The following is a 15,573-nucleotide window of genomic DNA, read 5'->3' on the forward strand; positions in this document are numbered from 1 at the left end:
GACAGAAAACTAACTAAATTTGGTAGCCGCAGCCAGGAAGCGGCAACTGCAACATGCAGTAACGGAGAAATCATGAAAACACAATTATTTCCAAGCTACACCATAGGACCTGATGCGTACAACGAAATAGCAGAGATTTGTATGCCATTTGGAAAAAAGATTGCTGTAATAGGAGGCGAGCGCGCCATTAATGCAGCTAAAAATAAAATAAAAAATGCTGTTGCTGATAGTCAGTTAATCATCACAGGATTTTTCCCTTACGGAGGCGAGGCATCAGTAGAAAATATTGAAAGGCTAAAGTCAATTCCCGAAATTGAAGAATCAGACATGATTTTTGCAGTTGGCGGAGGGAAGGCCATTGACACTGCAAAGGTTCTTGCTCAAAGAACAAACAAGACGTTTTTCGCTTTCCCTACAATTGCCTCTACATGTGCAGCCTGCACCAGCCTTGGTATATTGTACCATCCTGATGGTTCGTTGAGAGAATATTCATTTTCTTCAATACCTTCAAAGCACATATTTATAGACAGCGAAATCATTGCAAATGCACCTGATAAGTATCTTTGGGCAGGAATCGGAGATTCTATGGCAAAATATTTTGAAAGTTCAGTATCAAGCAGAGGAGATGAGCTTACTCATTCTCAGGAAATGGGTGTTACTATTGCTTCAATGTGCAACGGTCCGTTCCTTAAATATGGAGTCAAAGCTCTTGAAGACTGCAAGAAAAATATAGTATCAAGCGAACTTGAAGAAATACTTTTGGGTGTCATTGTATCAACCGGATTTGCATCGAATCTGTTGAACATTGACTTGACAACAGGGCTTGCACATGCTATTTATAACGGATTTACCGTAATACCGCAAATTGAAGAGCATCACCACCTTCACGGAGAAATTGTATCATATGGAATTCTTGTACTGCTTGCTGTAGACAAACAAGAAAATGAACTGAGACGCATTCATAAATTCAACAGCGCCTTAGGACTTCCAACTAAGCTGTCTCACCTGCACTGCTCTATGAATGATGTGGATAAAGTAATTGAAAAGGCGCTCAAGGGAATAGATGTAAAACATTATCCATATGTTGTCACACCTGATATGATAAAAAGCGCAATAGAATATTTGGAATCTTACAACTAAAAGACAAAAAATAAGATGTATCATATGATACATCTACTATTGACAAACATATTTTTCATAATTGTATGGGCGGACCTCGTGTCCGCCCGTTGTTATTGATTCAATAATTATATGCGGGAGAATACAAGATTTTCCCCTACAAAATGGAATCCAGATTCACAGACAAATGTCAATATTCCAATGCGTAGGGGCGGACCTCGTGTCCGCCCGCAGTATTATATAATTTTGATATCTTAGGGAGTACAGTAGTCATCCTTCACTACAAGCAATCTGAGCGTATCTTTTAAGCTACCAACTTAAAACTCAATAAACCTAGATGATATACCTTCTAACTTTTCAACATCATTGCTCAAGTGATTAATTTCATCTTCTTCTCCTGTAAGCTGAAGTATGATGATACCCTGAGTACTGCAATTGTCATTTTCTCCGGTTTCATGGAACCCAACCCTGGTTGTAATGATACAGCCGTATTTAGTAAGTATCTCCTGAAGGTGCGGAGCCTTTGAATTTCTTCCGTCCACCTTTATTGCCATCAATTTGTTCATATGATTCCTCCAACTGTTTTAATTATATAATTATTTGCTGATTTTTCTTATTTATTCAAACAGTTGCTTCTCAAAATCCTATAAATTTATATCTGATATTTTTACACCGTCAATTTCAATTACCTGCAACGAGTCCGAGTTTAACCACAAAATGTTTCCGCTGTTGTCACAAACTGCTGCCATGGGAAGTGTTCCTTCCTCTTCATTTGGGAACAGATTTCCTCCCAAAAAACTCGGTGTTATGGCCTTGTATGCTCCATATCCTGTTCCCAGTAAAATATAATTTTTTTCTGTGTTTTTAACTCTCACTATTACCGACATTTCTCCCTCCAAAATCTTTTTGTAATTTAAATTGTCCATTGATTGTGAATAATACCTGTCAGTCTCCAAGTGCCTTCATATTCTTCAAACACCAGGCGAAGGCTTTTCCAGTCTGCTCCTCCAAAATCAGGATTAAAACCAGGAAAGTAATATTCAACTATTATGGCATTTTGGTACACTTCAAATTGGTTTTCAGCCATGTTACCGCTGCTTAAAACTTCATTGTATCCAATAGCCTCTGCATTTATAAAATCTTCTGAATAAATAAACTCATCATAATACTCGCCGGGAGTAAGAGAAATATCATCACCCCTGCCGTCATAATGTCCCCAAATATATGTTGTTTTGTCATTGAAAAAATTCTTCACTTCTTCCTGGCTTAAAACAACATCATTATCAACGGAAACATTTGTGTATGGAGTAAATCTCACTCCCTTTTCCGGATGGACATATTCGGAAACTTTTTCAAAATCCTTATCGCTTATTGCATTTATCAATTCAGCTGAAGTTTCTTCAATTATCTCCTTAGCATATTCCGTTTTTATTATGCCTTCTTCATTTAGCTCATACTTTACTTCATTATTTTCAGGTTTTTTTTCATCTTCTTTAATTTCTTTTTCCTGATCATTAATTTTTACGTAAATGCATCCTGAGCTTCCTGCAGCAAGCAATACAGCCATAAATATAATTATAATTTTCTTCATGTCATCACCTCATCAACGTATTGTATTTTAACAATATGTTATTTCCATTCCTTATATTATACATTCGTATATTTGACGATTTGAAAACAAAATATGTTCCATTGCTAAAACAAGCAAATTCAAATAAAACAAAATCTTTATTCAGCTTCAACTGAATAAAGATTTTATATATGCATTACTCACAGTCATAAAATACTTGATTATCGTTTATGATAACTTTTTTTACAGCAATTGATGATTTGAAAACTTCTTTTCCTTCACTGTTTAATATCATTACTTTAAATTTAGAATTGCTGCTTTTTTCAAATGAACTTGCAACATACCCATCCTGTATGTTCAGTGATTTTACAATTCCTCCCGGATTCAATGAACTTGACTGCCCAAGTTTAAAAAGTTCATGACCCTTATTATCTGCAGAAACATAGTACACAACATGATTCAAAACAGTAAAGTCACTAACAGTAAAGTCTGTCAGCTTTTCAGCCATATTGCCGTCTAATGGCAACTTATACAAGTATCCTTCAATATCCATAAAATAAATGGTATCATCACATATTATAAACTTTACAGCAGACTCCTCGCATAATCTTGTAGTTTCACCGGTATTAATATTTACCTTGTGAATTCCTGTGGTTCCATTTTCAGAACGGGGCTTGTAGTATGCAAGTACGTATATATCATCACCTATCAGATAAAGGTCTTTGCTTGGACCTCCTCCCTCGCTGTTTTCTGTCCTGCTCCAGGTCCAGCCATAAATATAATTATTATCACCGATTGGTTTATATTCAGCTTCACCAACCTTCTTTATTGAAAGGTTGTTTTGTGACGGAGGCACGAATTGACACACATTTATTATATAATTGCCAAAGTCCCTTCTATTAGAATAGCCCTCAGAAAATGTTTCATTTGTACCGTCTTCATTGAGAATAATCTTATAGTCAGTGCCCATGGAGGCGCCTCCCTGATGGTATGACAAAATTGCTTTGTCATCAACAGTTTCCAATGATGCATAAACATAACTGTTACCATATGTCCACAGCGGAAGTTCATAAACATTTTTTCTTATAGAAGGATTATCGATTGGAGACTGATAAATAATTCCCTTTTCTCCTTCGTAATAATAATACTTGCCTGCAACAATAAAATCCCCTATAAAGCTTCCGCCATCCCTTACTGCCAAAGGAAGTTCAACCTCTGTTGCCTTAAGACCGCTATACTTCGGATTTGTAATTATGAGTCCATCTTTATTGGAGAAAGAATATTTCCACCCAAATTCATCAACTGCAAATTTCCATGTCATAGGAAAATATGTAACATCTCTGAACTTAAGAAGAGGATATTCTTCATTTGAATTTTTAATTGCATTTCCGTTAACTTTTATACTAAAAGCAGGAATTGAAGCAGCATATTTGTTGAGGTTTTTCCTGGCAATGGTATATGGTTCGTAAGTGACTGAAGTTTCTGAAGACTTAGTTACTTCAAGACCTGTTACATCATTCCACTTTGTTTCAATTCCTAAAAACCAGCTGTCAAAGTATGTCATAGGAAAGTATGTAATATCCTTATAAACTATTAAAGGATACTGCCTGTATTCATTTTTAATCTTAATACCGTTCAAAACCACATCAAAAGCGGGCAATGTAACAGGCACTTCTGCTGCATAGACACTTGGCTTATTTAATACGGTAAACAAAATCATAAAACACAACAAAAATATTATCTTAGATTTTTTCTTCATTTTTCCCTCCACCTTATGATAATAATATATTAGACGATTTGAAATTGCAATAGGTTCCATTTGTACAGTGGTATTCAGAAAAATGCTACGTCTGTCAAGCATGAAAACATCCAACTGTCTATAAGTAATATTTAATTTAAATCCATTGCCAGTTTCTTAATATTGTCATGATGTATGTCTGATCTGTCTGATGAAATTTTAGAAACTTTTTTGACTATTGCTTTTTCCATGAAGTTCATCTTTTTGAAAATAAATTCTCCTCCAAAATTTTTTACTGATTTTGCTTTGCTTATAAGCTCAGCCGGAAAATTATCAGCTATTTCTTTTTCCATCATATCGCCTTCCTGCATGCCGCAAATAAACAGTCCAACTTCCTTTTTCAACAATACATTCAGGTTAGCAGAAATGAACTCTGAAACTTCTTTTTGTATTCTTCCAATATAGACAGAACCGCCGATTATTACTCTGTCATAGCCGGAAAGATTCACAGTTCCTTTTTCTTTTAAATTAACAAGTTCTACATTACCGTCTAATTCCTTGGCCAATTCCATTGCACATTTTTGTGCACATCCATACTTTGTTCCATAAGCTATTAATGTATTCATATTCCCTCCAATTAATTATTCAACGCATTTTCAATAGATTTAAGATATGCTTTGCTTGTAACCGTCCCACCTGATACAACATCAACGTCGATGTTTTGTTCTTCAATGACATTCTGAAATAGCTTTGTGCTTAATTCAGGACTTGCAATCTTTACGTCTTTTACAATTTCTATGTTCGTAATTTTATTGTTTGCAACAGTTACATTCAGTTCATTTGTCCACCTTCCAAAATCATTCCTTCCGTTATATACTCCATCCTTGATTTCTGATAAATTTACTGGATTAATGACTACATTTACTCCTTCTTCAAGACCACGGCTCAGATAAAACACGCCTGAAGCAGAAACTATCACTAACAAAAGTAATATCAGTCCTATAATTTTTAATACTTTCATTTCTTTCTCCCTTTAATTTTTATATTTTGCACACAACTTCTTCTATAAATGTTTCAATTAATCTTTGTCTTTGTTCTTCGTCCAGGTCTTTTTCAATTACTAATTTTACAATCAACCCAAATGTTGAAACTACAATCATTTGTGATTTCAATTCAATCTGTTCATCATCCAGATTTGTGTAAATTTCTTTTAAACATTTGCAAAGTGCTGTTAATGCAGGCTTTTCTTTAGATGCTCCCCTATAAAGAGATGACGTGTGTTTGAGTGCATAAGGAGATTGATTTAACTGTGCTGCAAGAAATTCATCAGGCATGCTCAGCGCCTCTTCTATGTAATCCCTAGTTATTCTTTTCAACTTGTCTGATGGTTTTAAATCTTCATCAGCGGATTTAGTAATTGCACTGATAATTCTCATGTAGCCGTTTCTCATGACCTGATTCATTATTTCATCTTTGTCTTTAAAGTAATGGTATATGATTGCAGGTGAATATTCAATTTTATTGGCTATCTTTCGAATTGAAAGATTGTCAAATCCTTCCTTTGCAATAATTTCCTTGGCAGCAGAGATTATAAGTTCTCTCATTGCTTCAATTTCTCTTTCTCTTCTCTTATACATTTTAACCTCTGTTGAACGTCGTTTATATTTTGAACACTGTTTAATATTAAAATATCACTTTGTCATTTAATTGTCAATATTTAAATTTACTTTTTTAAATTTAATTACCATGCAATTAACGCTGGACTTTATTTACTTATAGAGTATTTCATCAAATTCATTTTCAAGCATTTTATGTTGTGATATAATAAAAATTAATTAAACTAGTTGGGAGAGATAAAGATGATCCAAGACATAGAGCCTAGAATATTCAATAATAAATTTAATAATAAAAAAGCAAAACCGCAGGATTTGTTTCTTTCATATGAAGGAGATACAGTCCTGGTCAGAGAAGACAAGGACAAACTATGGTATCCTTCATTTTCTGATTTTGAAAAAGATTATCCTCATTTAATAGATGATGCTCAATTTCTTTTCACCATTGATGAAATCAATTACTATCTTGTGGATGAAAAGAGCCTTGATTCTGCAGAAGGATGGACATACGCAACCACAAACAGGTTCAGAACTGAGCTGAAATATTGGAGATCTTTTGCAGGTGCAGTTGGTTGGCAGTTAAACCGCTGGTATTCTAGTCACAGATTTTGCAGCAAGTGCGGAAAAACAATGAAACGTTCTGAAAAAGAAAGGATGCTGTACTGTGAATCCTGTGGTTTCCAGACATACCCTACTATATCTCCATGCGTTATAGTTGCAGTACATGACGGCAACAGATTGCTTCTTACAAAGTATGCTGGACGAGCATACACCAGATACGCTCTTGTGGCAGGATTTGCAGAGATAGGAGAAAGTCTGGAGCAGACTGTACACAGGGAAGTGAAGGAAGAAGTGGGCCTTAAGGTAAAAAACCTTAAATTTTATAAGAGCCAGCCATGGCCATTTACAGACACTCTCCTTGCAGGTTTTTATGCTGAGCTTGACGGCGATGATACCATAACTCTTGAAGAAGACGAACTTTCCCTTGGAGTATGGGTTAACAAAGTGGATATCCCACCTGCAGAACTGAACATAAGTCTCACAAGTGAAATGATGGAGGCATTCAGAACCGGAGCTGTTGAATTATAGCCATATATGAAAAGATTAGCCGAAACATTTTTCGGCTAATCTTTGATTTTTATATTCAATACATTAAGCTATATCAAATTAGATGCTTTCAGCAGTCTTTGTATAATAACAGCTACTTCTGCTCTTGTTATTTGATCTTTTGGTGCTATTGTGTTGGCACCCTTTCCTGTCACAATTCCTGTCTTAACACACTTAACCATGCTTTCAACTGCCCATTCAGAAAATTCTGCAGAATCTTCAAATTCTGAAAAAGTTAATTCTGTATCATAAGAATTTAATTCATATTCAAGTCCTGTTATTTTCATTGCTCTGGCAATCATGGTCATTGCCTGTTCACGTGTTATCTTATCATTAGGACCGAAGTTTCCATTCCCAAATCCCGATATAATGCCATATTCAGAAGCTGTTTCTATATACGGACAGTACCAGTCCGTAGATTTTATGTCATCAAATTTGTTTTCTCCCGTTCCAGGCTTAAGTCCAAGGCTTTTTACTGCAATAGCCGCAAATTCTGCGCGTGTTATGTAACGGTCGGGTTCATACATTTTGTCTCCTACACCATTTATTATCATTCTCGAGCCCATGTCATTTACTGCTTCTTTCGACCAATGATTACTTACATCAGTAAATTCTATGGGATTCCAGATAACAGAATAAAGACTATTTGTTAGACTGTTTATTTTTGCATAGTACCTGCCATCAATAACAACAATCTTTGTAGGAACATGTCTGAACGTTCCGTCATTGTTAATAATTATTCCTGTAGTTATTTTTGAAGGGTTAACTCCTTCAGGTATAGCAATTGTTCTCTCAACAAAACTACTAAATTTATCTAATTTTATTGTTTTATCACCATGTGTGCACGTTATGTTAAATTCAACAGCTGGGGTAACTATGGTAAAACCACCTCTTACTGATGAGTTTTCTACTAGTTTTGCCTCTTCATTAGTAGGTTTGGAAATTTCTATGCGTACTAAAATGTCTTTAAGTTCTACATTTTTGTTAATTTGTTTTGAAATACTTTCTATATTTATTTGCATAGCTGGAAGCACGTATGAAGCCACATCAGTCTTTACTTCAATAGTTGCTTTTTTATTTTCCATGTTCCTAATCATTCTGCCGTTTAGTTCAGCTATTATAACATCTGCCTCTGTACTTACAGGTATAGTAATAACAGGATTAATCTTTTCTTCCGCAAGTATTTGTTCAAGTCTTTGTTCATCAATAGATATAGTTGATATTTTCTTTCCGTCTACTTTTGTATTTGCAATTGTTCCTGCACTTACAACTTTACCATTGACAATAACCGAAGAATTGGTGCTGTTAGCTGCGCTTCCACCACCTGTGTAGTTATCATTTTTATATGTTTCAGCTATTATTGTCATTGTTTTTATATTTGAAACTTGCAGAGTTCCTCTGCCCTTTGATATTTTTACAGTAAATGTGCAGTAACCATCTGTTCCATCCTTATCGACAGAAGTTCCTGCTATTGCTGCATTGTATGTTTCGGCCTCAACAATCGCTGTACATCCTCTCAAATTCAGCATATTAACCAGCGATTGTGCTTTAGAAAGTGCCATTTCGGATGATCCTGCTGCTGCCTGAGTTGCAGAAAAAGTTGTTCCTTCTATTGCAGCCTTGACTTCAGCAATATCCAAATTATCCTGAGTAGCATCATATAAAGTAGTGAAACTTATTACTCCTCCGTAGGCTGTTCCTACTGAATTAATAGTATATGCCTGAGCATAATATGTAGTATCTTCAGTAAGTAAACTCAATGAAACATTAAACTCACCTGTTCCTGTGCCATTAGAAATTTGAGACACTCCAGCTTCTCCAATGATTGGAGTGCTGTCTACAGAAGAATATACAATACCCCTGTCTATAATTGTATCTCCTCCATCAGAAGTAACATTACCCCCTAATTCTGCAGATGTTGTTAACACCGAATATGGATTATAAGTAGTTACACTTGGAATGCTCATTGGCGTCCACTGTGCATAAAGAATGATATCAGAACTGGGAACATAGCTGGTTCCTGCATCTCCAACCTTACTCCCTCCGATTGGGGAAGTATACCATCCATTAAAATTGTTTTGATAATATGTGGGTGTCGGTAGTATGATGCTGTTTCCGTTAGTGACTGTTAATGACGTCGTACTTACTACCCCCCCATTGGCATTAAAACTAATATTATAACTTGACAGTGCAGGTGTCACAGCAGCACTGAATAATGACGGTAAACCAGTTCCAACAGTGTTAGTTGCAGTAACAGTAAATGTATATGCAGTTCCGTTTGTCAGTCCTGTTACAGTTATTGGGCTTCCGGAACCTGTTGCGGTAAATCCTCCAGGACTTGATGTAACTGTATAACCTGTTATGCTTGCTCCTCCGTTTGAAGTAGGTGGAATAAAGCTTACTGTTGCAAGTTTGTCTCCTGCTGCTACAGTTCCAATTGTCGGAGCTCCAGGTAAGACTGCACTTACAGTAAAACTTCGAGTAACAGTCGGAGCCGGCATATAGATTCCGTCTCCTGCCTGGTCAGCATGGATTGTTGCTGTTCCGGATTTTAAAAATGTTAGAACTCCTCCGCTTGTAACAGTGCATACATCTGGAGTAGAAGAAGTGTAAGTCACTGGCAATCCTGATGAAGCTGTTGCTGTCAGAGTTGGTGACGTTCCAAAATTCTGTGTTCCAGGGTTACTAAAGGTTATTGTCTGTGAACTTAATGGAGTTACGCTGTTTGAAGCAGCTGATGGTAAACCAGTTCCAACAGAGTTTGTTGCAGTAACTGTAAATGTATATGTAGTTCCGTTTGTAAGTCCTGTTACTGTTATCGGACTTGCGGCACCTATTCCAATTAATCCTTCTGGATTTGACATAACCATATAACTTGTTATGCTTGCTCCTCCGTCTGATGTCGGAGGACTAAAGCTTACTGTTGCCTGTGTATCTCCTGCTGCTGCTGTTACAGTTGTCGGAGCTCCAGGCCAAACTGCATTTACTGTAAAGCTTTGAGTAACAGTTGGAGCCGGCATATAGCTTCCGTCTCCTGCCTGGTCAGCATTGATTGTTGCTGTCCCGGATTTTAAAAAAGTAAGAACCCCTCCGCTTGTAACTGTGCATACTCCTGGAGTAGAAGATGTGAAAGTCACTGGCAATCCTGATGAAGCTGTTGCTGTCAGAGTTGGTGACGTTCCAAAACTCTGTGCTCCAGGATTAGCAAAGCTTATGGTCTGTGAATATTTTGGAGTTACGCTGTTTGAAGCAGCTGATGGTAAACCAGTTCCAACAGAGTTTGTTGCAGTAACTGTAAATGTATATGTAGTTCCGTTTGTAAGTCCTGTTACTGTTATTGGACTTGCGGCACCTGTTCCGGTAAATCCTCCAGGACTGGATGTAACTGTATAACCTGTTATACTTGTTCCTCCGTCTGATGCAGGTGGAGTAAAGCTGACTGTTGCTATTGTGTCTCCTGCTGCTACAGTTTCAATTGTCGGAGCTCCAGGTAAGACTGCATTTACAGTAAAGGTTTGAGTGACAGTCGGAGCCGCCATATAGCTTCCGTCTCCTGCCTGGTCGGCATTGATTGTTGCTGTCCCGGATTTTAAAAATGTAAGAACCCCTCCGCTTGTAACAGTGCATACACTTGGAGTAGAAGAAGTGAAAGTCACTGGCAATCCTGATGAAGCTGTTGCTGTCAGAGTTGGTGACGTTCCAAAATCTTGCACTCCCGGATTAGTAAAGCTTATAGTCTGTGAATATTTTGGAGTTACGATGTTTGAGGCAGCTGATGGTGAACCTGTTCCTTCGCTGTTTGTTGCAGTAACTGTAAATGTATACGCAGTTCCGTTTGTCAGCCCCGTTACAGTTATTGGACTTGTAGCACCTGTTCCGGTAAATCCTCCAGGACTTGACGTAACTGTATAACCTGTTATACTTGTTCCTCCATCTGATGTGGGGGGAGTAAAGCTTACTGATGCCTGTGCATCTCCTGCTGTTGCTGTACCAATGATTGGAGCACCAGGCTTTTCAACAATACCGGTAACATCCAGGTCATCTATGAATACATAATAATTATCAGATGATATTGTAAGTCTGTTGATAGGCACTGATGAATTAAATGTGATTTTAACATAAGTACCAGCCGATGGAATATTAATATCATTTGTCCACAATACTGCTTCATTATTATAACCTGTAAAAGTTACATTTCCTACATCTCCTGATAAAAAACCAGCATACAAGGAATTTAAAACAAAGAACTCTCCTGATTCACCTTCTATTGTTCCAAGTAATGAATCTCCTTCGTCATCACAGACTAAGACAGAATTTCCTACCCCATCCTTCAGAAGTGATGTGTCATAAGAAAAATCATTTTCAGAAAATTTTAAACCGTTAATATTGCTAATCATACCCGAGCCAGAATTAAAATTAATCAATCCTGTTGTAACAGCAGCATCAACGTCTGCAATGTTAAAGCTCAATGACATGGCTGTAATCAGCAGAAATCCTATTACTTTAAAAACCCGTTTAAAAATTAAATTTCTTTTTATCATATTTCCCCCTCCGATTGTTAAAAATTATATAAAATGAGCCATAGCTTTAGTTTTTATTTAGCTCAACAATAGCAACATTATTTTACTATTTATTACCATTTTAGTCAATCGTTTGCATTATTTTTACTTTAATAGTGAGTTAATCAAATTATTATCAACAAGATTAAATAAATTCCTAAATCTTGCCAAACATTTGTTTCGATGTTATAATATATACGTTAGACATCAGAAGGAGAAGTTGTTAGCCATATGGGATGGAATGAAAAAGAATTTTACGATTTAATGCAGAGCAGAAACACCAAGTGCTCAAAACAGGAAAACTGGGACAAGGATAAATACAATGAGTATGCAATGAAATCGAAAAAAACAACCCATTCAAAATACAGAAACAACAAGGTTGTAATCGATGACATAACATTTGACAGCATGAAGGAAGCTAACTTTTATCTTGAATTAAAAATGAGAGTAAAAGCAAAAGACATCAAGGGTTTTGAACTCCAACCCAAGTTTCTTCTTCAGGACTCTTTTATCAAAAATGGAGAAAAAATCAGAAAAATTACATACATAGCAGATTTTTTGATATACCATATGAACGGCGAAAAAACAGTTGTTGACGTAAAAGGATATGAGACACAGGCTTTCAAGCTTAAGAAAAAATTGTTTGAAGCCAAGTATTCAGATATGAAACTTATAATCATCTAAATAAAGTTCATATACGTAAACCAAGGGGCTGTTGTATTAGTTATTATTAACGTGTCATTCTGAGGGCTTTAGCCCGAAGAATCTCAGAATTTCAAAAGATGAGATCCTTCGCTATCGCTCAGGATGACAAAAATATACTTAAAGCAACAGCCCCTTTAGTTTATTTGCTTTATTTAGTCATCATATTTTAAACTTAGTAATAATATCCTGCAAATTCTGTGCTATGAATGATAATCCTTCACTTGAACCTGCAATTTCTGAAGCTGAAGCTGCCTGTTCTTCTATAGATGCAGTTGCTTCCTGAGTGGCTGCAGAATTCTCCTCAGCAATTGCTGAAAGATTTTCCATTGTAATCAATATTTGATTTTTCATACCTTCCATTTCTGCTCCGGCATCATTAAGCTGCTTTACAGTATAAACAGTTTCCTTCATTGACTCAGAAATAACCTGGTATTTATCTCTGCTGTCAATTACGCTGTTTGTCTGTTCTGCTGAAATTGCAGTTACTTTTTCCATTGTTCTTACAGCATTTTCAGTGTTTGACTGCAATTCATATACAATTTCATCAATTTCCTTTGTGGATGAAGCTGATTGCTGCGCAAGATTTTTTATTTCTTCAGCAACAACAGCAAATCCTCTGCCTGCGTTGCCTGCTCTTGCTGCTTCTATTGCAGCATTCAATGCCAACAGGTTCGTTTGCTGTGCAATTGTGGCAATAACACTGCTTGCTTGTCCTATTTTTACAGAACTGTCATTTGTCTTCATTATTACTTCCTTGATATCATTTGTTGCCACATTACTTTCCTCTGTAATCTTATATAAGTTGTCGATAACCTTAAGCCCATCCTCAACAACTTCTGCCACCTTATTTGACCCGGCATTCATATTCTTCATATGAAGTTGATTGTTTTCAATTATTTCACCTAGTGCAAAAGCCTTTGATGAACCTTGTTCTGTGCTCTGTGCCTGGTCAGCAGCACCCTTTGCTATTTCCTCAACAGTTTGTGATATTTGTTCAGCAGCAGTTGCAGACTGCTGTGAAGCAGCAGTTAATTCTTCTGATGAAGCAAGCAATTGTTCCGAAGTGTTGGCAACTTCCTTAATGATACTTCTTAGATTATCAATTATACTTTGCATTGCTCCAGCAAGATCACCTATTTCATCTTTTTTCTTTAAATATCTTTTAGATACATCTTCTGTAATATCCAAATCCGCTATTCTTTTCGAATATCCGATAACCTTTACTATTGGATTTGCAATGGTACTACCAATAATAACAGCAAAAAAAATACTTGCTGCTAAAGTAATTATTAATATTCTTACAATGGAGTTAACCAATTCCGGAATCGCTGAAAGCACTTCCCCTTTGTCTGCAGTTATAACAAATATCCAGTTTGTTCCCTGTATAGGAGAATAAGCACCATATAAGTTCTTATCATTAAAGACATAACTGCTTACTCCTGTTCTTTCTTTAATGGCTTTTACAAACATTTCTGACAATGACTTTAAGCTTTCATCACTTTTTGCTTCTTCAATAGGATTAAACTGATTCATTACCTTGTCTCTGTCAGGATGTGCAACTACGGTTCCAATGTCATTTATTATGTATCCATAGCCACTTTCTCCAAACCCCACATTATCAGTAATTTCGCTGAGTGCATTTCCATCTCTTCTTCCAATCAATGCTCCAACAATTTTTCCATCTCTCGTAATGGGTACAGCATACATCAATACCGCACTATTAGTAACACGGCTTATTATTACATCTGATACATTCTTTTCACCGTTTAATGCCTTTACTACATATTCCCTGTCGCCTAACTGGCTGATTGTTCCATCTGAATAATATGCATTTCCATCAGGCTTAACAACAGCAATGTCCATGAAACTTGTATTCTTCAACTGTTCTATCAATATAGACTGTTGTTTGTTCCAATCCATTGAATTTATGCCCTGCATAAATGAAATCATTTCTAATGAGCGCATCTGCAGCTCTATTCTGCTTTGTGTAAATTTTGTTGCTTCTGAAGTTAATGAAGTCAGTGACTTCTCGGCTTCACTTGTAACAACATCACTTGATTTTTGCACTGATGTATAACCCAAGACAATGGATGATACTAAAATTAAAGTTGAGAAGCATAAAACAAGTGTGCTTTTGATACCCCTTAATTTGATTTTTTTCAATTTAACTATTCCTCCGCTTATTAATGCTAGTATTTGATAATTGATGCTAGATGTTCAATTATTTCTGCCATTACTATATCGACAACAAGATAATTTAATTTAGTTATATTTATAATTTTATATTTATAGTAATATTTATTATATAATGTTGTCTCACAAGAAAGTAAAATGTATCAGTATTTAAATAAGCCAATAACCTTATAAGAAAGTTATTGGCTTAAAAACTTATTTTTCTTTAATTTTTGAACTGAACTAAAATCAGAATTCGTGTTATTGTTTTGAGTTGTATTATTAATTGTGTTGTAGTCCTTATAACACAAGTACCAGCTATTGCAATTAGCTGAAATTTCAGATTCTCCTTTTGTTCTTTGCATAGCCTCTTCCAATGTGTGAGGCGGTGGGACTATGACGGGATCTCCCGGCATCCAGTTTGCAGGAGTATATAAGTTATAACCATCTGTCAATTGGAGTGAATCTATCACACGCAATATCTCATATGTATTTCTTCCACAGGAAACAGGATATGTTATTATTGCACGTATTCTTCCTTCAGGGTTTATTATAAAAGCATCTCTCACACTTTCTTCAAATACTCTGTCGGGGTTTACCATGTTATAAAGATTTGATATTTCTGCATTACGATCGGACAACAGGGGGAACGGAATTGTCATGCCTGTTCTTACAGATATGTCCAATAGCCATTCAATGTCAGCCAAAGTACTGTCTATTGTTATTCCCAACAGTTGAACATTTCTTTTTACAAACTCCTGGTAGAGCTGTGTAAAAGAAATTAATTCAGTTTCAGATACAGGAGTAAAATCTCCTGGCTGGCTGAAAAACAACACCCACTTTCCTCTGAACTGTGACATGGTAACAACTCCATGAGTAGAAGATGCAGCAAAATCCGGAGCCAGTCTGCCTATTGTAATACATCCTTGGTTAATGTCAGAATCATTATCTGTAACTCTATCAGCAATCATAAGTACTCCTACAAATATG

13 protein-coding genes are annotated in these 15,573 nt (G+C 36.1%); 3 read left to right on the forward strand and 10 right to left on the reverse strand.

What is annotated here, in order from left to right:
• The first annotated feature begins 72 nt into the window (after nt 1–72).
• Nucleotides 73–1,140 (forward strand): iron-containing alcohol dehydrogenase family protein, encoded by a 1,068-nt coding sequence (locus LY60_RS06585; protein WP_145081666.1) that lies wholly within the window; start codon nt 73–75, stop codon nt 1,138–1,140.
• A gap of 296 nt (nt 1,141–1,436) precedes the next feature.
• Here LY60_RS06585 and LY60_RS06590 read toward each other — a convergent pair whose 3' ends face one another.
• From LY60_RS06590 to LY60_RS06620, 7 genes are all read right to left on the reverse strand, one after another.
• A complete protein-coding gene (locus tag LY60_RS06590; RefSeq protein WP_145081669.1) occupies nt 1,437–1,685 on the reverse strand; it encodes a CPF_0552 family protein in 249 nt (82 codons plus the stop codon).
• Between the two features lie 78 nt (nt 1,686–1,763).
• Nucleotides 1,764–2,006 (reverse strand): hypothetical protein, encoded by a 243-nt coding sequence (locus LY60_RS06595; protein ID WP_145081672.1) that lies wholly within the window; start codon nt 2,004–2,006, stop codon nt 1,764–1,766.
• A 26-nt stretch (nt 2,007–2,032) separates the two neighbouring features.
• Complete coding sequence (locus LY60_RS06600) at nt 2,033–2,710, reverse strand: hypothetical protein (protein ID WP_145081676.1); 678 nt, start codon at nt 2,708–2,710, stop codon at nt 2,033–2,035.
• 175 nt (nt 2,711–2,885) lie between these two features.
• Nucleotides 2,886–4,448 (reverse strand): DUF5050 domain-containing protein, encoded by a 1,563-nt coding sequence (locus tag LY60_RS06605; protein ID WP_170226126.1) that lies wholly within the window; start codon nt 4,446–4,448, stop codon nt 2,886–2,888.
• A 131-nt stretch (nt 4,449–4,579) separates the two neighbouring features.
• The gene (locus LY60_RS06610; RefSeq protein WP_145081682.1) at nt 4,580–5,053 is read right to left on the reverse strand and encodes a flavodoxin domain-containing protein; all 474 of its coding nucleotides are present in this window, start codon (nt 5,051–5,053) and stop codon (nt 4,580–4,582) included.
• A gap of 11 nt (nt 5,054–5,064) precedes the next feature.
• A complete protein-coding gene (locus LY60_RS06615; RefSeq protein ID WP_145081685.1) occupies nt 5,065–5,448 on the reverse strand; it encodes an FMN-binding protein in 384 nt (127 codons plus the stop codon).
• 19 nt (nt 5,449–5,467) lie between these two features.
• The gene (locus LY60_RS06620) at nt 5,468–6,064 is read right to left on the reverse strand and encodes a TetR/AcrR family transcriptional regulator (protein ID WP_145081688.1); all 597 of its coding nucleotides are present in this window, start codon (nt 6,062–6,064) and stop codon (nt 5,468–5,470) included.
• A 222-nt stretch (nt 6,065–6,286) separates the two neighbouring features.
• On the opposite strand from LY60_RS06620, the gene nudC reads away from it, so the two are divergent.
• Complete coding sequence (gene nudC / locus LY60_RS06625) at nt 6,287–7,129, forward strand: NAD(+) diphosphatase (protein ID WP_145081691.1); 843 nt, start codon at nt 6,287–6,289, stop codon at nt 7,127–7,129.
• Between the two features lie 68 nt (nt 7,130–7,197).
• On the opposite strand, the gene LY60_RS06630 is transcribed toward nudC, so the two are convergent.
• On the reverse strand, nt 7,198–11,688 hold the full coding sequence (locus LY60_RS06630; protein ID WP_145081694.1) for a fibronectin type III domain-containing protein: 4,491 nt from the start codon (nt 11,686–11,688) through the stop codon (nt 7,198–7,200).
• A 249-nt stretch (nt 11,689–11,937) separates the two neighbouring features.
• Between LY60_RS06630 and LY60_RS06635 the strand changes: the two genes are divergently transcribed.
• On the forward strand, nt 11,938–12,390 hold the full coding sequence (locus LY60_RS06635; protein WP_019230035.1) for a DUF1064 domain-containing protein: 453 nt from the start codon (nt 11,938–11,940) through the stop codon (nt 12,388–12,390).
• 180 nt (nt 12,391–12,570) lie between these two features.
• Here the strand turns inward: LY60_RS06635 and LY60_RS06640 are convergent, their stop codons facing one another.
• Together LY60_RS06640 and LY60_RS06645 are read right to left on the reverse strand one after the other, a co-directional pair.
• Nucleotides 12,571–14,574 (reverse strand): methyl-accepting chemotaxis protein, encoded by a 2,004-nt coding sequence (locus tag LY60_RS06640; RefSeq protein ID WP_145081697.1) that lies wholly within the window; start codon nt 14,572–14,574, stop codon nt 12,571–12,573.
• A gap of 209 nt (nt 14,575–14,783) precedes the next feature.
• On the reverse strand, nt 14,784–15,554 hold the full coding sequence (locus LY60_RS06645; RefSeq protein WP_145081700.1) for a peroxiredoxin: 771 nt from the start codon (nt 15,552–15,554) through the stop codon (nt 14,784–14,786).
• Nucleotides 15,555–15,573 lie beyond the last annotated feature (19 nt).

This window comes from Sedimentibacter saalensis (assembly GCF_007830175.1).
Lineage (GTDB): Bacteria > Bacillota > Clostridia > Tissierellales > Sedimentibacteraceae > Sedimentibacter > Sedimentibacter saalensis.